Annotated in this window: 16 protein-coding genes; 10 read left to right on the top strand and 6 right to left on the bottom strand. The window is 60.4% G+C overall.

What is annotated here, in order from left to right:
* Window positions 1-1,637: 1,637 nt before the first annotated feature.
* Complete coding sequence (locus AC1DBX_RS06650; protein WP_476931371.1) at window positions 1,638-3,578, bottom strand: hypothetical protein; 1,941 nt, start codon at window positions 3,576-3,578, stop codon at window positions 1,638-1,640.
* Between the two features lie 274 nt (window positions 3,579-3,852).
* On the opposite strand from AC1DBX_RS06650, the gene AC1DBX_RS06645 reads away from it, so the two are divergent.
* Window positions 3,853-5,141 (top strand): IS3 family transposase gene (locus tag AC1DBX_RS06645; protein WP_476931370.1). Its coding sequence is split into 2 segments (ribosomal slippage): window positions 3,853-4,126 and window positions 4,126-5,141, totalling 1,290 coding nucleotides; the frame shifts between segments, so codons are not numbered across the junction.
* A gap of 33 nt (window positions 5,142-5,174) precedes the next feature.
* Here the strand turns inward: AC1DBX_RS06645 and AC1DBX_RS06640 are convergent.
* Together AC1DBX_RS06640 and AC1DBX_RS06635 are read right to left on the bottom strand one after the other, a co-directional pair.
* The gene (locus AC1DBX_RS06640) at window positions 5,175-5,618 is read right to left on the bottom strand and encodes a hypothetical protein (RefSeq protein WP_476931369.1); all 444 of its coding nucleotides are present in this window, start codon (window positions 5,616-5,618) and stop codon (window positions 5,175-5,177) included.
* A gap of 84 nt (window positions 5,619-5,702) precedes the next feature.
* Window positions 5,703-5,888, bottom strand: coding sequence for a hypothetical protein (locus AC1DBX_RS06635; protein WP_476931368.1), 186 nt, complete (start codon window positions 5,886-5,888; stop codon window positions 5,703-5,705).
* 163 nt (window positions 5,889-6,051) lie between these two features.
* On the opposite strand from AC1DBX_RS06635, the gene AC1DBX_RS06630 reads away from it, so the two are divergent.
* Window positions 6,052-6,363: a helix-turn-helix domain-containing protein gene (locus AC1DBX_RS06630; RefSeq protein WP_476931367.1), complete on the top strand. Its 312-nt coding sequence runs from the start codon at window positions 6,052-6,054 to the stop codon at window positions 6,361-6,363.
* Between the two features lie 555 nt (window positions 6,364-6,918).
* Here AC1DBX_RS06630 and AC1DBX_RS06625 read toward each other — a convergent pair.
* On the bottom strand, window positions 6,919-8,118 hold the full coding sequence (locus tag AC1DBX_RS06625) for an AlbA family DNA-binding domain-containing protein (protein WP_476931366.1): 1,200 nt from the start codon (window positions 8,116-8,118) through the stop codon (window positions 6,919-6,921).
* A 216-nt stretch (window positions 8,119-8,334) separates the two neighbouring features.
* Window positions 8,335-8,610: a hypothetical protein gene (locus AC1DBX_RS06620; protein ID WP_476931365.1), complete on the bottom strand. Its 276-nt coding sequence runs from the start codon at window positions 8,608-8,610 to the stop codon at window positions 8,335-8,337.
* A 207-nt stretch (window positions 8,611-8,817) separates the two neighbouring features.
* Between AC1DBX_RS06620 and AC1DBX_RS06615 the strand changes: the two genes are divergently transcribed.
* Complete coding sequence (locus tag AC1DBX_RS06615; protein WP_476931364.1) at window positions 8,818-9,015, top strand: YegP family protein; 198 nt, start codon at window positions 8,818-8,820, stop codon at window positions 9,013-9,015.
* A 165-nt stretch (window positions 9,016-9,180) separates the two neighbouring features.
* On the opposite strand, the gene AC1DBX_RS06610 is transcribed toward AC1DBX_RS06615, so the two are convergent.
* Window positions 9,181-10,296, bottom strand: a complete 1,116-nt coding sequence (locus AC1DBX_RS06610; protein ID WP_476931363.1) for a tyrosine-type recombinase/integrase — start codon at window positions 10,294-10,296, stop codon at window positions 9,181-9,183.
* A gap of 757 nt (window positions 10,297-11,053) precedes the next feature.
* Between AC1DBX_RS06610 and AC1DBX_RS06605 the strand changes: the two genes are divergently transcribed.
* The 7 genes from AC1DBX_RS06605 to AC1DBX_RS06575 all read left to right on the top strand — a co-directional run bounded on the left by AC1DBX_RS06605 (window position 11,054) and on the right by AC1DBX_RS06575 (window position 16,489).
* Complete coding sequence (locus tag AC1DBX_RS06605) at window positions 11,054-11,350, top strand: helix-turn-helix transcriptional regulator (RefSeq protein ID WP_476931362.1); 297 nt, start codon at window positions 11,054-11,056, stop codon at window positions 11,348-11,350.
* Complete coding sequence (locus AC1DBX_RS06600; RefSeq protein ID WP_476931361.1) at window positions 11,350-12,213, top strand: Rep family protein; 864 nt, start codon at window positions 11,350-11,352, stop codon at window positions 12,211-12,213. Before AC1DBX_RS06605 ends, AC1DBX_RS06600 begins: the two co-directional genes overlap by 1 nt.
* A gap of 56 nt (window positions 12,214-12,269) precedes the next feature.
* On the top strand, window positions 12,270-12,575 hold the full coding sequence (locus tag AC1DBX_RS06595; protein WP_476931360.1) for a hypothetical protein: 306 nt from the start codon (window positions 12,270-12,272) through the stop codon (window positions 12,573-12,575).
* A 217-nt stretch (window positions 12,576-12,792) separates the two neighbouring features.
* Complete coding sequence (locus tag AC1DBX_RS06590) at window positions 12,793-13,200, top strand: hypothetical protein (protein WP_476931359.1); 408 nt, start codon at window positions 12,793-12,795, stop codon at window positions 13,198-13,200.
* Window positions 13,197-14,489, top strand: coding sequence for a relaxase/mobilization nuclease domain-containing protein (locus tag AC1DBX_RS06585; protein ID WP_476931358.1), 1,293 nt, complete (start codon window positions 13,197-13,199; stop codon window positions 14,487-14,489). The genes AC1DBX_RS06590 and AC1DBX_RS06585 overlap by 4 nt, the downstream gene beginning before the upstream one ends.
* Window positions 14,455-14,997 carry a hypothetical protein gene (locus AC1DBX_RS06580; protein WP_476931357.1) on the top strand — a complete coding sequence of 181 codons (543 nt, stop codon included), beginning with the start codon at window positions 14,455-14,457 and terminating at the stop codon, window positions 14,995-14,997. The genes AC1DBX_RS06585 and AC1DBX_RS06580 overlap by 35 nt, the downstream gene beginning before the upstream one ends.
* A 379-nt stretch (window positions 14,998-15,376) precedes the next feature.
* Entirely contained in the window at window positions 15,377-16,489 is a 1,113-nt protein-coding gene (locus AC1DBX_RS06575; protein ID WP_476931356.1) for a hypothetical protein, read from the top strand.
* The last annotated feature ends 47 nt before the right edge of the window (window positions 16,490-16,536 follow it).

Below are 16,536 nucleotides of genomic sequence, written 5' to 3'. Positions count from 1 at the left end.
GTCAGGCATTTGCTGGATGATGATGACGCCGTAGCCGAGGCCCTGGAGCTGGCGGATGACGAGGTGGGTGGCCTTCAGTAGGTTCGCGAGCGGCTCCGGTGGTTTCTAAACTATCTTTAGGAACTCCTGTTTTCGCGCCAACCGGGGCGACAGTTGGAACGTTTGGTCGAGTCGTTCCCGTGCGATGGCTTGGGGGTATTGCCGACGGTCGTTGTGTACGCCAGACCCTTCACCTCACGCACCGTACGTACGTGAAATCTGGCAAGTTGTACCAAGTTCTAGCGGGTTCTAGGAAAATCCGTATAACCCGCTAGAACTTCCTAGAAGTCGGTATAACTGAGGTCTTTACCCTGCGAAACCCTGTGCCGAGAATCTGGTTTGTAGCCCCATGCCGTCCCCTGCCAGCGATCGCTGGCTTCCGTCCCGACGACCTTCCCAGAGCTCGTGCATCTTCCGCCTCGGTGACGCAAAGCCTTGGCGGTTATGGACGTCTCGGAGATGATGAATGCAACGGACTGAGAGGGGCGATCCAATGTCTGCTGCGGATGGGGAAGCCCGAGCGTCGAGGGAAGAAACCATTCTGCGTATACGGAGGGGAATCCGGGCGGCCCAACTCCGGGTCGCGCTGGACGAGGCCCGGGGACGACGGACGCCGGAAGCGGGGGTGCGACTGGCACAGCGAACGGCCCCGAACCTGCCGTCCCCATTCGATACCTTGAGAACGCCGGATGGAGAGCTCCGGACGGATCCGGAGGCTCGGAAAGAATTGGCTCTCCATGTGCGACGTAATATTCTGGCCGCGCAGTTGAGGGCCGCCCTGGATGAGGCACGCGGCCGGCCGACGCCCGAGGCCGTAAAGCGACTTGCCCAGAGAAAGCTTCCATCACTCGGGTAAAGACGCAGGATGCCGCCCCGGTACCCTCGGCCACGCCCCGTGGCGCGTGCGGCAGTACCTCGATGTGGGAGCGATTCTTCGAAATATGCACCAAAAGTGCACCACGAAGCGGCTGAGAATGCAGAAAACCCCCGGTTTCCCGGGGGTTTTCATTGGCGGTGACGGTGGGATTTGAACCCATTTCATCATCCCCGCGGTTTCGCGGAAAATCCTCAAAAGCCCTGGTTTTCCAGCTAAAGGGAGGACTTTTGGTCACACTCTCCAACGGTTGAAAACACCACTTCACGGCGATTCCTTTGCCAATTCTTTGCCAATCTGGTTTTGCTGTGATGTGGGAGCGACTGCCACGAAGCTCAGGTTGTCCCCGGACGTGCTACCGTCCCCGCCAGCGACTGCAGTTCAACCTGCCTCAGGTGCACACCCCGCACACCTGCGGCGAGAAGGTCTGCCTGCTGCCGGTCGGCGGACCGCTGCCGCGTCGAAATACGCGCGTAACCGATCGATTTCGCCATGCCTGCTGGGGTCTCATAACTAATGGTGAATACAGCCAATCAACCAGATGGTTTCGAGACGTAGTTATGAGAATCGCCGACGCCGGGAAGTTGGCCGAGAACCATCAAAACTGGGCCACCGTTGTCGAGACACGGCTCGGACCGGCGAGACGTCTCGTAAACCAATGCTTTCGAGACACCAGTCGCGGAAGTGCCGATCACTGGTCAGAGCTCGAGTCTTACCAACGCCACTAGGGACGTGTTCCTGTCTTATCTGTATTGCCTGCGCGCGCCACAGTCCGCAAGCCCTCACGAAGACCTAGCACCCAGTTACCGCGTTGCGTCCTGGCAAGCGGGGCCAATTCCGCATGCAGTTGCCTGCCCGCGGAAATCGCCGCATGTATGTCTTGCGCGATCTTTCCGTCAATCATTTTGAGGTCCCTATCGATGAGGTCAAGGTCGGCCTCAGACCCAAGCAGTAGATCTGCCGTTCCCAAGTAGGCACTGGCCAACGTCGCCCGTGCGAATGCGCGGTCCTTAAAGCTTGGGGCCATGAGCTGTGTCTTGAAGTTTGCAGCATCCTCACGAAGTTGGGCGCGAACGTAAGTCGGCAGGGGAAGCGATGCCCGCCATGGCCCGGAGATGCCCGTATCGGCGAGAATCCACCGTGTGTGGCTTTGGGCCGGCGTTCGTGACCGCGAGACCCGCGCTTCGCTCAGGTAGATGTCATCCGCTCTCAGGACGGGAACGGTTCCGGACAGGCTCGCTTTCCGGTCCTCCTGGAGATTTTCCTGGTACAGGATCTGGAGAGTTCGGATGGCATTCACAATCGTCGCTGCCCCAGGTATCCACAACATGAGCCGAAGTACCCAGCCTGGTCGCGAAGGTCGTCCTGAGGCGTCGACGATTAAATTCATGGTCGGACATATCGTGCAGGACGACCAAGGCCCGGTACCATGGCCACAGTCCGGGCGTCGGGCGCGAAAATCCCGCACGGTACGAACTGGCTCCTCGAATGCCCCCTGCTCCTCCTCAGTCAGCTCAAACCCCTCCAGTTCAGGTTGGTTAAGCACGGTCCTGACTAGCAAAACTGTTTGGCGTTGGATCCGTCGCGACGCTTCAAGGGCCTCGGACGTCGAATTCCCTTGCATCAGGCTGAGGTCTCCAAACACAATCTCGCCCTGTTCGGAGCGGACTCGACGAAGAACAGGCGCCGCGACGGGATCCCTCATTAGGCGGTCGTAAATGAGTGTCACTTTAAGCCATCGAACCAATTCGTTATGGGCTTCTTGACTTGAGTCCAATTGATCACTGATGTCGTCGAAGTTGTCAGTGAGCGTGCCAAATGCTGCTGCTAGACCTCTTTGGGCCGCAAACACAGTGTCGAATTGTGTGGTCACACCCGTGATTCCAGGATCGGATTGAATACCCAGGTTTCCAGTGACCCCTCCATCAACCAACCAAAGACTGTTCGGCCGTCGCAGCCCCTTTCGGTCGCGACTCCCCATGGGATCAACGGGGTGCTTGATTCCGAGCCGGACCGCGGGCAGAAGTGGAGGCAAAGCGGTACTTGCCCGAAGGGCGGTGGAAAAGCTAATTGCAGACGCGTTCATGGGCTGGAGCGGCGGTGCCGCGATGAACGACTGATCCGTGTGAGCGATTATCCCGACATAACCCGACAGCCAGAGCTCTGAGGCGACAAAGACATGTTCTCGATGCCAGTTACTGTTGCTGAGGGAACCAAGTCTGCCTGAGAAAACTTTGTAATCCTGAGCGAGGAAAACGCGCGGAGCCAGCCATAACAGGGCCCCAAGACTAACGAAAAACGCAATGCCGCCGTAGGCCCATATCCAACCACCTACAACGGGTGCGAGCGTGAAGCCAACACCGATGGCTGCTGCCGCTGGCACTATAAACACGGCGGCAGCAATAAGCAGGTGCCGCATTGAGCGGCGACGGTCCATCAAGAGTCCGTACAACTCTTCCAAGGCTTTGATGACCTCGTCATCGGACGTCGGTCGACGGATGGCGATCCATGCGTTTGCAAGGCCGCCGCCGCTGACAGACACAATCTTTCGGACATCCTGCCACTGCCCCGCTGTGACGATCGCAAGCAACGCGCCAATGGCCGCAATGGCAGCACGGTACCCGCCGCCTGACAGATAAACAACAACCCTTCGTGGCAACGGCATCCCTATCCTTGTGGAGGCTCTTTAGCGCGGTATTGGCTTGCGCCGCTTATTTCTACTTGGAACCCTCGTCTGTCATCAAACCACCACTAAAGCACCAGCGAGTGAAGACATCCTAGGCTTCACTTTGGTTGGGGGTGCGACTAAGTGGAGTGCCGGCGCTAAGTAGTGCGGTTGAGCAGCTGTTTCGTAACCTCTGCGCCTCGAATCCCAAGGGTTGCGAGACTGAACCGTCCCGGGTTTGATGCCGCTATCTTCTGTGAGAAAGATAGTGATTGTGCCCAAGCAGCTCCCGCCCGAAGTCCGTGACCGTGCAGTGCGCATGACCATGGATCGGTTGTCCGAATACCCGTCTGTCTATGCTGCTTGCAAGGCACTGGCGCCGAAGCTCGGGGTCGGCGCTGAATCGTTGCGCCGGTGGGTTGTCCAGGCCCAGATCGATGCCGGTGAGAAGACCGGGCCCAGCAGTGATGAGCTGGAGGAGATCAAGCGGCTCCGGGCTGAGGTGAGGGACTTGAAAGAGTCCAATGAGATCCTCAAACAGGCTTCGATTTTCTTCGCGAGGGAGCTCGACCCTCGCCGCCGCTGATCTGTCGATTCATCGACGAAATGCGCGCTGAAGGTTATGCGGTCGAGTCGATCTGCGCCGTCCTGCGGGAGCAGGGCGTGCAGGTCGCCGCACGAACCTACCGGGCGTGGAAGAAACGCCTGCCAGCCCTGCGCACCATCGAAGACGCCCGCATCACGAATGCGCTCCGGGCCTTGCAAGTCCCCGACGCGAAGGGACGCCCCCGGCCCGAGATCATCTACGGGCGGCGGAAAATGACGCAGTGGCTGCGCCGTAACGGCTTCCCGGAAGCCTCCAAACACGCCGTGGACCGGCTCATGCGCGAAGAGGGAATGAACGGCCTTATCAGAGGCCGCAAGACCCGCACCACCATCCCGGGCAAGGACGGCCGCCGCGCCGGGGACCTGCTGAACAGGGACTTCACCGCCCCGGCCCCGAACCGGATCTGGGTGACTGATTTCACCTACGTCCCGGTCTACTCCGGATTCGTCTACGTCGCCCTGGTCATCGACCTCTACTCCCGGGCGATCGTTGGCTGGGAAACCTCAACCGTCAAGGACACCGCGTTCGTCGAACATTGCCTGAGGATGGCCCTGTGGCGGCGCCAGCACACCGGCCGTCCGGCACCGGCAGGACTGATTCACCACTCCGACGCTGGCAGCCAGTACACCTCGATCCGCTACACCGACACCCTGGCCCTGGAGGGTCTGCAACCGTCCATTGGCAGCGTCGGTGACGCCTATGACAATGCAGCCGCCGAGACCGTGATGGGGCTCTTCAAGAACGAGGCCGTGGCAAAGGATTCACCGTTCCGCAGCGGGCCGTTGAAAACCGAAACCGACGTGATGGAGATCGTCTTCGAGTGGGTCCACTGGTACAACAACGAACGCCTGCATTCCGCCCTGGATCACCAGACGCCAGAGGAATATGAGCAGACATATTATGATCTACAAACCGGCCCGTTACCCGACGACGCCGCCAACAAACAGGCGGCATGATTCCCGGGACGGTTCACCTACCGGCGGAACCTCTTAGGGCTTGACGCCGGAGTTTAGGTGGTTCTCATAGTCTTGACCGGCCGCGCGCATGTCTTCTTCGGTCACAAACCCCCTGTCGGCGAGAAGGATGGGGCGATATGATTTTGCTCCGTTAGTGCAGCGTACGTCGTCGTGCCAATTCTCGTTCATAGTCGGGTCGTAGAAACATGACCACCCCTTGCCGAAGACTTTCTCCCGCGACTCTTGTACCGCCTCTTCGATCTCCTGGTCGGTGGGCTCGTAGTCCTCATCAACATACTGAACGGGACGCTGAGAGGTGCGGGTCTGTCGATCTCCGTTAGACGCCCCAGTCAGGTCGGGCTGGCCGAAGAGCAACCATGCGCCAAAGCCGAGCACCGCTGCGCCGCTGATCCAAGCGAGAACGCCGGTGCCGACGTCGGCCCACGCCCCGCTACGGTCCTTAGGTTTCGTCGTCATTTCCCCCCTTTGGATTAGCGTAGCGCTCGGCGCGGACTGGTTGGCAAGAGGCGTGCACGTCCCGAAGACGGTCTGCAGGACTTGTCAAGACTCGTAAGTGAGCAGGAGTCGATCGTGAACGACCTCAGATTCCAGAGTCTCGCCACCCATCTGGAACCGACGCAGCATGCTTCGTCCGACCGTGACGGCAACCTCGGTCTCGAAGATGTGGTCCGGGAAGTCGTGAAGCTCGGCGTGAAGGCCCGATTTCTTCGTTCCATCAATACTCAACACCACCCTCAGGCCGCGACTCTACACGAGCATAGGGAGGCTACCGCTAACTGAAGTTTCCAACGGCTTGCTCTCCCTCTAGGGCCGCTGTCAACACTGTGAGCCTCGCTATATGCATCACTAGTGGTACAGACAAACTTGTGCGTAGACAGAGGCACGGAGTGTGCCGATTCGACCTGACCAGACTTCCCAAGATCACCAACGTCAGTGGGCAAAGGTGCGGGCTCAAGTTGGCGGTCGGATCCGAGAGCTCAGAATGGCCCAAGGGCTGACCCAGGAGGCACTTGCCCTGGAGGCGGGCATGGGCCGCAGTATGCTCATCGGTCTAGAGTGGGGCAAGCGAAGCATGGCCTATGAGCGGTTGTGGGACGTTGCCGAAGTTCTCGGCGTCGGCGTGGAAGAACTGCTGAAGCCGCCGGCCCACCCGCCCCGGGCAAAACCCCACCGCGGCGGAAGCGGACCACGACTCCGCTAGGAATGGAGGCCCCGGGCGTCCGGAAGCCGCCTGGATTCCAGGAAAGTGTCCATGCCGAGTGGTTCAGCAATTCCATGCCTGTTCCACGTGCCGGAACAGCCTCCACGGCACGACGTGTAGCCGCAGTTTGTGAATTCGTGCTCACTCGCTTTGATCCTGAGGGGTCTTCCCTGACGAGTCCGGCCCGTTTTTTATCGCATCCTCCGAGTTGGGGGCCGGCGGCGCACCCTCAGATCCTTGTCGAGATCCGTTACGCCTGCATTCCGCCCTGGATCACCAGACGCCAGAGGAATATGAGCAGACATATTATGATCTACAAACCGGCCCGTTACCCGACGACGCCGCCAACAAACAGGCGGCATGATTCCCGGGACGGTTCAGACTGCCAGCCCCTGTAATACGGGCAGGAGTGGCCGGCCCTCAACAAAAAGTCATTTGTTCCGCCGACTCAGGTCCTTCATCAGCTGCGGGACGCGCCACTGGTCCTTCATCAGCTGCGGGACGCGCCACTGGCCCACTGAGAGGTGGGCGCCCGTCCTGCATGTCCGGGCAGTATCAGTCGAAGCCATGCTCTCTCGCCGTCCCGAGGACCCTCAGGAGATCCCCAACAAGGGCGGCGACCACGTCCTCTGGCCGGTCCTGAATGTCCCGGGTGGAGGCGACAGTAGTGCGGGAGTAACGGTCGGTGTCCATGGCCCCTGCAGTGCCGTACCGCGCCAGATTGGTCCTAAAGCTAGAACGGTGCCCACGGAGGCGAGTAGCTCGCAGCCCTAGGGCCCAGTGCCCGTTGTATCCAGTCTTCGGTGCCATATCGGTCAGCCAGGCGAGCAGGTGCCGGACGTAGGTCACGATCACCCCGTCGCGAACCAGGAACTCACCGTCTTGGAATGGCTGGGTAGCCGTTGAGAGGTAGACCCGGATTCCCCCGGCTTGCTGCACCTCGATGTCGAGAAGGCCTAGCTCCCATGCGCCCTGGGGATACCGGGCGGCGTTCGGTGTCCGGCCCGGGCCGTCGGCTTGTTCGGTGATAAACGCTGTCCCGGCGTCCCGTTCACGTATCGTGCCAGCTTCGGCAGGGTGCAGCCCGGAGTCGCTGCCCATGTTGCCGCTCCCCGACTTGATGATGTCCCTGATCTCCCTGGGTTTCCGGAGGAACTCCGCGCCCGCGGCAGGGATCCGGCCGAGAGGCTCGGCCACAAGGTAGAGGTGGCCTTGCCTGCTCTGATCCGGGGTGAGGTAGTCGCGGGCTTCCTCCTGGTCCAACAGGCGGGAGGCGAGGTCGTCCTGGGCTTGCCTGAGTTGGTGGTAGCGGCGGACTTCCCTGTCAGAGAGTTTGTGGCGGCTGGTTTCGCCGCGGCCGTAGTAGGCGCCGTTGGCCATGTGGGGTGCGACGGGGGAGGGGTCAATGTCGATGACCAGGTAGCCCAGGGCCGGGTCGGCTTCTGAGGGTATTTCGAGGGTGTGCACGGTCATGGGCGGATCGATGCTGTTCCGGGCGACGGCATCGACTCGTTCGGGCTGGCCGGCCAGTTCAAGGGGTTTGGGGAAAAGGCGCTTACGGCCGCCGTCTTCGACAATTTCCTCAATGCCGAGGATGAACGTGCCGCCGTCTATTGCAAGGCTGGCGATAGTGGCGGCGATGGCTTCGTTGCGGGCGGTTGCCTTGACTTCCATGTGATGGGTCTCGCAGATGGTTCCGGTCTGAATCCCGGCGGTGATGTCTTGTTCTGTTTGCGGAGCCCATCGGCTTGTCATGGCGATCCTTTGTGTTTTCGGAGGCTGCTTCTTTGACTGTAGCGCTGGCGACGAGGGCGCCGTCCGGGATCTGTATGCGGTTTGGTCCTCTCCGGAAAGTCAGATTACGCTCGTCTTTCCGCGGATACGGATCCGCAAGGGAGTGTCCCACCAGTTGCGTTCTGGTTCTAAGGAAATGGAACATAACTGGTGGGACAAGATGGCTTTACCCCCGTGCTACACCAGTTCGAAGTTTTCCGGCTTTTCTGTTTCGAAACTCTCGCCGACGAGTTCTACACGCCCGCCGATTTGGAAGGGTGCCTCTACGGTCGCGATGACCGTCTTGTCCTCGTCTTCTGCGTGCGCCAGTTGCGCCACGGCGTGGAACGACGCAGTTCCCATTTCCGTGGTGTCGTCCTTGTGGTCATGAACTTGCCATTCCACCGCGTTTACGTCCGTGAACGCCACGACGGTTAAGTCCCTGTCCTCGCTGATGCCCGCGCGTGAATTCATCCCCGATGGCGCATCTATGTCCAAGTCATATGCTGCATAGCTGCTGAATAGTTCTCGACGATGTTTTCCCCAGTACTCATAGCCACAATCTACTTCAAAGAGTCCCCGGCAGCGGACGAACGCGGAAGCTACTAGGTCGTTCGGATATGGTCTAGCTCAGCGCCCTGTTGGGGAAGCTCTTGATATCCGGCAGAAGGGATTGAAACTATGGCGAGAAGTGTCGTATACGAACGAAAAGACGGTACCTGGGGATGGAGGCTTCGCGCTGACAACGGCAACATCATTGCCACAGACGGAGGCCAAGGCTATGAGAACGAAGCCGAAGCCCGCGCCATGGTAGACGCGATCATTGGTGGGACTTACAAGAATGCAGAGCAGTACCGAGACCCGATCAAGAAGGACTAGCCCGGCGGCTGTCTGGCACGCGGCAAAAAGGAGGAGACCCGATGGGTCTCCTCCTTTTGTGTTTGAGTGCCTTAGTCAGGAGTAGGAGCACTCAAGGTGTCTCATAACCTGAGTGCCTCAAATCCCTAGGGTTGTGAGACCGACTGCTGCGTAACATCCTGCAGTTCAGGTCTCAATCGCCGTAGCGTCCCGTGCCAAGAGCTGATCCTGCCGGGCCGTGTCGAGCGCGCCGGCGACAGTGTCCAAGTCATCCTCGAACAGGTCGGCGTAGCGGTCCAACGTCATCGCGGCCGATGCGTGTCCCAGCATCCGCTGGAGCACCTTGATGTTAGCGCCGGCACTGATGGCGAGCGACGCCGCCGTATGCCGGAGGTCGTGGGGTGTGATTGTAGGAAACGTCGGGTCGTTCACTTGCGCGCGCTTCCGGGCCGCGGCGAACCACCCGCTTTCTGCGTTTCCCGGGCGAAGGTAGTTCACACCGTCCCCCCAAAGGAGGGCATGACTTTCCCTGCCGGCGCAGGCAGACTCAATGGCCGGTGCCAGAAACGCTGGATAGACGATGGAACGGCTCTCATGAGTTTTCGGTGTACCGATGACCATCTTGCCATTGACGTTGACGGCATTCTCTACGATGAGTACGCGCCGCGCAGAGTGGTCCACGTGGCCGACCCGCAGGCCGGTGGCCTCACCCCATCGGAGACCGGTATAGGCCAGGAATCGCACAAAATCGGGGTACTTGGATTCCAAGGCAAGGGCTTCAGCCTGGCTGTGCGTCAGGTACCCGCGGGGACGGCCTGTCCGGCGGGCGATTTTGACGCCCTCTGCCGGATTCGAGGAGATACGTTTGTCTTCCGCGGCGTCGTGAAGAATCCCTGAGAGTACGCCGAGGCACCGTGACACCGTTGTGGGACTGCGATGCTCTGAGAGGGAGGCTACCCACGCTTTGATCTCCGAGCGCAGCAGTGAAGAGACATAACGGTCCCCCCATTTGGGGTGGACGTGGTTTCGCCAGGCGCTTTCAATGCTGTGGAATGTTGAAGGCTTGACCGTGTGCTTGTGGGCTGCCAGCCACTCTGCGCCGAGGGTTTCGATAGTGATGCGCCCGTCCCTCGGTGCGATGAACTGGCCGCTCCGCTTGGAGACCTCCACGCCGTCCAGGAAGGCCTGAGCATCACGCTTGAGTTTAAATCCGCGCTTCTGGCCCTGGGTGTTATTCGGCTTTTTATAGAGCACGCGGTACCACTTGCCGCTCTTATTTTCGTAGGCGTGGATACTCCCCATGCTCTACCTTCCCTGTAGATGCCGTGGTGCGGATGAAGTGTCAGTAAATGTTAGTTTGGGCTTTCCGTCAAGCGCGTAAAAGGCATTGGGAGTGCCGGAATCTGTGACTTCGCAGGGCCGTGTAGCGTTTTTGAAACAAAAGATGGCACAGCCCCTGGGAGCGCTTTTTTGATGGTTTATCAGAGGATTCCGCTGCTTTACGGTGTGTGCCGCGTGTACCACCGATTTTCGACTTTGTCCCGACATCAGAAACCTTGAAAAATGGCGTGCTCAACTGTGCTCGAAAAGCCTGCAGTAGGGGACACTGGGCCGAAACTGGTGCCATTGCTGGGCTCTACGCCCGCGCGCCCAGAGGCAGTTTCTCTTGAGTGAGACTGAAGCCGAGCTGTGCCGAACTGTGTGCGACAGTCCGAGGGTCGATGGGTGATTCTGCGTCGATATCAGCGCCATCATTGGTCGGGTCGGGCGTATCGAGGCCAATCGAACAGTCGCGATGTGTCCATAACCCCGAAGTGTGCCAATCTGTGCTCGCCCAAAATAGCGGGTTATGTAGAGAAATGTGGAAGTTCGTGGGACCACTCACGCATGTGTGTATACTGTGTGACACACGAGATCAATGCTCCGAAAACAGTCACAAGGAGTAGTGGAGAGTAATCTCCCCGAGTGGATACGCACCACAAGGTGCACGGCCGACATAGAAATCTGAAATGGTTCGTCGGGTGATCCTCTTGCCGCTGAAAAGCCGCAAGGGATTCCTATGTCTACAACCATTTCCATAAGCCGACCCACCCTCAGCTCGATCGCCGAACGCCTGGCCGCCATCGAACGCGACGTCGCCAGTGCTCGCATTCCGGTGCTGGATGACCTTCTCACTCCGCCGGCCCTCGCCGGCCAACTGGATGTCACCGAGCGCACTCTCAGCGAGTGGCGCATCACGGGCCGCGGTCCCGCCTTCATCAGACTGGGCAAAACTGTCCGCTATCGTTCCGCGGCGGTCGAAGCCTGGCTGCTTTCCCAGGAGCACCACAGCACCTCCGAGGAGGTGCGTTACTAATGCCCGCAGCAGAAAACCGTTCCGTCGCGAACGACACTTCGAGAGCGGTCAGTCCGCGCAACCCTGGACGACCCTCTGTCCGGTCCAAGTCCAAGGACAAGAAGTCCGCACCGCGTCGCTATCGCTCATTCAAGATCACGCAGTACCTGCATCATCCGGAGACGGGCGAGGCACTTATGACCCCGCGGCAACTCCAAAGGGGCCTTGCCCACCGTTCGATCACCAAGTGGGCATGGACCGAGCACGACAAGGACCATCGTAGTGATGGAAGTCGGGTTCCTCCCCACATCCATATCGCGTTGCAGTGCAGGGATGCCCGCACCCGTGAGCAAATCGCCGAGTGGTTCGGTGTGCCGCTGGAGTTAGTCCAAATCTTGGGCGGCAGGGGCGGCTTTGCGAGCTACCTCCGCTACCTGACCCACGAAGATCCAACGCAACAGGCTCTAGGTAAGCACCACTACCCGGATACCAATGTCGTCGCCAACTTTGATTGGCGAGGCGAAATAGAAGCCCACTTCGCAAGACCCCTGAAGCTCCCGACACGCTTGGACGAGGTCAAAGTCGGAGTGCTGTCCGGGAACCTGTCCATATGGGAAGTCCGTGAGACCGACCCGCTCATGTACGCGAAACACTTCTCTACCCTGAAGCGCTTGGCGGAGGAATACAGGATGGCCAATGTTGAAGCAGGCACCCTGACCCCCAACCACCAGGATATGAAACTCCGGGTGCGTACCGGCGTCACTCTGACGGAGACCTTGAGCTGGATTGCCGATCGGCTGGGCTTCGAGGGCGATAACTATGACCGCATGCTGCGGGCCAGCAACGTCGTTATGGGCAAGGACAGCATCGGAAACGCGGCGTAACTCGTAACTTCCAGCTCCCCACCCGTGGCTGGAGAACCCACGAAAGGAAAAACACTATGTCTATTGAAGATGAGGTTGCAGCCGTCAAAGCAGCGGCAGCGAAGAAGCTCCGGCTCCTGCGGGACCGTGAGCGCAAGCAGCAGCAGGCCGTGGACACGAGGATGCTCATGTTGATGCGCGACAAGCACCCTGGGCCGGCAGCTCAGCTCGAGGGTGAAGCGCGTGCGCAGCTTGCCGCCGAGTCGGCCCAGCGGTCCACACGGGCCAGGACATCGAGGGGGGTGCCGCCGCCGGCGGGCCACAGCAACGGCGGGAATGCCGTTACTCCGCACGACGGACGCAGCACGGAGGATGCGCCGTGACCGGCGGGCAGCCTGTCGTCGACGGCCAGTACCTGGGTGCGGAAGCACCCGGGTGCAGTGCCTTGGTTCGGGTTTGGGGGTCGAGGGGGAAGGGCGGACCCCAGCCCCTCGCAAGCGGCGCTCTGGACGACCAGCGGAGCGGTGTCGGACAGAGTGCCTGCTTGCGTTCGTTTTCCACCGCAGATTTCGTGCTTCAGGACGGGACGGAGGCGGGTCTATGAGCGGCACTTCGAAACAGCTTGCTCCGGAGCCTAGGAGCCGCCGGATCGACACGCGGCTCAGCGAAGCTGAACTCGCGTTAGTCGAGAAGGTGGCGACGTGGCGGGGCTTGCCGCCGTCGGCCTTCGTCAGGGGCGCGGCTCTTGCCGCGGCGAAGCAGGCCGAGGGGCACGGCGGCGGCGCCGAGACTGCGGTGCCGCTGACGGGTGTGCTCACGGCGGTCCAACTAAGGGTCCTCGATGCTGCACGGGTGGACGTCAAGCGCGTCGGGGTGAATCTCAACGAGTTGAGCCGCCTCGGGCGCCGCGGCGTGCTGGACCTCGGAGCCCTTGCCCCCGTGGTCGACGAACTGGCGGAACACTATGACCGCATGGTTGCAGTGCTAAGCGGGAAGGAGTGCACGTGAGCATCACGACGGTGTCTCCGGTTTACGACTTGGGCACCAGGGCGTCCTACTTGGAATTCGGCATCGGGGCGAAAAAGAAAAGCCATAAAGCGGCAGGCACCGACCGGCTGGCCCCGGGGTTCTACTGCGATGCACCGAGCATTGACGCGTTCATCAAGATGGGCAACCTGCTGGCGGAACAGAACAGCCGCAGGGTGAAAGCCCATTCCTACGTGCTGTCCTTCCACCCCGGCGAACTGGATGTCAACGATCCCCACGACCTTAGGCGGGCGGGGGACCTCGCGTTCCTGCTGGCCAAGAAGATGCGGCCCAACAGTCCCGCCATGGTTGTGGTTCACGACGACGGCCGGGGCGGATGCGCCCACGCCCACATCACGATCCTGAACCACGACACCGTCATGGGGAAGGCACCACGGGACCACCGCGTGCATTGGCAGGTGAAGCGCGCCAATGACGAACTGATGCGCGAGGAAGGCATGCAGGTCATCACGCCCGAGCCGGCGCAGACGAATTCCTACTGGGCTCAAAAACGCGGCGGCATGGCGGCCTTCGATCAGCAGCTCGGCGACACAATCACGGAGGCCGCCCTCGACCCCTCCGCGGTTGACATGGCGACCTTCACCGCGGCATGCAATGCCCGGGGAGTCGACGTCGTCACTGCCCAGCACAAGGTCAAGAGCGACGGGTACCGCAGCAGGACAGCCGGTGACACGGCAGCGGGAATCACGTACAAGATGCGGGATGTCTCTACCCCGGGCAAGGACCCCCGGATCCGCCGGCGCAAGGCCTCCGCACTCTCGCCGGAGTTCACCGCCGACGGCCTCGACGAGATTTTCGCCAGGAAACAGGAATTGAAGGAGCAACAGCGTGACAATTATGGATCGTCTCGAACAGCAGCACCAGCAACAAGAGGACCAGCGGACTTCGGAGCTGTTGAGCGTCTTGCTCGACCGGCTCGACCAAATCGAGAAGAACCAGCAGGAGGTCGTGAAGGCCACCAACGAGGCAACACAGATTTCGACCCGCGTCTGGCTGGCACTGGAGCAGATGCAGCGGTCGACGCAGCAGCAGACGCGCTCCGACGCCTCCGCGAACGACTCGCTCGAGAATATGCTGAGGACGCTGGCGAAGACACAAAGCGAGATGCTCGAAGTGCTGGCGAGTTCAAGAAGCGTGCAGCTGTCCGACGGGTCGATGGTCCGGGCCTCCGACCTGTCCGCCCTCGCTTTGACGCGGAAAGTGGCCGCGCAGATCATGGCGCTGTCAGCGACGAACCTGAAGTTGGCTGACGAAGTAAAACGCCGGCGTGCCGTCAACGTCGACCACGACAAGCTCGCCGGTTATCTGGTTCCCCGACTCGGCAAGCAGCTTCTGGAACACGAGCACGCCGTGCGGACCGCTTTCGCTGACGCGAGCGTTCCGATGCTCGCTGAGTTGGAGCGAAGCCGGGTGGCCCTCAGCGACGCCGGGAATCAGGTCAGTGCGCAGGTCCACCGGGCCGGCGAACAGGTGCAAAAGCTCCGAGGGGCGGTGACCTGGCGCACGATCGGCCAGATCAGCGGGGCGCTCCTGCCGCTCGCAATAGCCAGCTGGGTGGTGTTCGGGATGGCACAGACGGTCTGGGCAGCGTTCGGACTTCAGCCGATTCTCCAGACTCTCTGGGGATGGTTCCTGGGCACCCCGGAGTGGTACTGGAAGCTCACCATCGCCAGCACCGCTTTCGCTGTGCTGACGGGTTTCGGATGGCTTACCTGGACGCTCGCGAAAAAGCTGCACGCGTCATTCCGAGACTACTGACGCGAAGGCGGACCGTCCTCTCGGCAGGCTTTCGCGGAAGGCCCTAAAACCGGCTGCGGGGTTCGGGCATGGGCCGCGAGCTGAACGATGACTCGTGGGCGTGAGACCTGCTTCAAATCAGTCACGCCATACCGCACCCGGCCGAGACACGCCCGACACGCCCGACACGCCGGGATCCGTACCTAAGAGGTGCCTTCATACATTTTTCAAGATTCTCTTCGTATCCGAGTCGAATTACGTCGAGAGTGGCTTCTTGATATAGCTATCGAAAAAACTGTAATTTCGACTGGTTTATGCGCATAAAGAACGATGTACTGTTCATTTTTGGTCCGCCGTTGACCGCGTCGGAGAGGGTGCTTCGCGATTGTAGGGTGGCGTCATGGAAAGAGATTCGGATATAAGCTCGTTCCTCCTACAAACGGTTCTCGACGCGCACATGGAAGGCTCGTTTCCGCGGGAGGGACTTCTTCTCCATCTCAAGTGGGAGATGGCCGCTGCGCGGTACAAATCTCCGGAGGACCTCGTCGCCCAGATCAAAAGCTACCAGGACGTAGACGACGATCTCGTCCGTGAGATCATCCGCATAGGAAGGTACGTTCAACAGTGGGAGTTTCCCGAGGAACCTGGACTGTGCGCGGCGCTTCCTGAGGCGACCAAGTGCACTCTGCCCCAGCTAGTTCTCTCCGTTCGTCGTGCAGTGGGCCAATTAGAGCATGTTCGCAACATGCTTGTGGGGGTAAACGTGCGCCTCAACCTACTTGCCGTCGACGAAGCCATAGAAGAAGCGCTGGACCTAGTCATTAATGAATTGGCATCACTGCAAGGTGCCTGCGAGGAGATCGGCAACGGTACAGGCCTTCCGCCCTCGATTCCCGGCAGCGGAGCAGAAGGGTGCCCCTCATGGGCCTCCCCCGAGGGCGCACCCGCATCCCCGTACGAGATCACGCTCCTGGCTAGCGAAGGGCGATGGAATCGCCTAAGCGCTTCTACCGCATACGCGGACGGAATCCGCCAGCACGCCAGTCCGCCGCAACTGGTTCCGAAGCGAATCAAGGATAGAGAGGAAGAGGTAAGTTGGGAAGCCGCAATGGAGGCCGCAGGCGAAGACGTCCGCGTCAGAATTTGGTCCGAGGATCTCGATACGGAAGTAGAACGAGACGTATCCTCGGCCTCGTTCGACGGCGGACCTGTCTCCCCAGACGAAGTCGCTTTCCTGGCACACCTGGCACGATGGAACGATCTGGATCTTTCCGCTGCGTTCTCAGACCAAGTTCGCCTGTATTCCACCTCCCCGCACCTCGTAGCGGAGCGAATGAGAGCTCTAGCGGAGCAGTTGTTTCGGGAAGCCAAACGTCACGAAATCAAAGCGCTGCTGCGGAGCGCCATGGAGCAGGCCTGCCCTCGATGCGATAGTTGGCCAGGCATGCCGTGCCGCACCAAAGCGGGAAAAGAGACAAGCATGCACCGAGCCCGCCTGGCGACCGTGTCATGAACCGACAACCGAGCCCTCGCCCTGCAGAGTCGGCGCTTTTCGCACAG

Source organism: Arthrobacter sp. 10N44_2 (assembly GCF_056394385.1).
The sequence above is the reverse complement of the archived record's forward strand: the minus strand, read 5'-3'. Positions and strand labels throughout refer to the sequence as shown.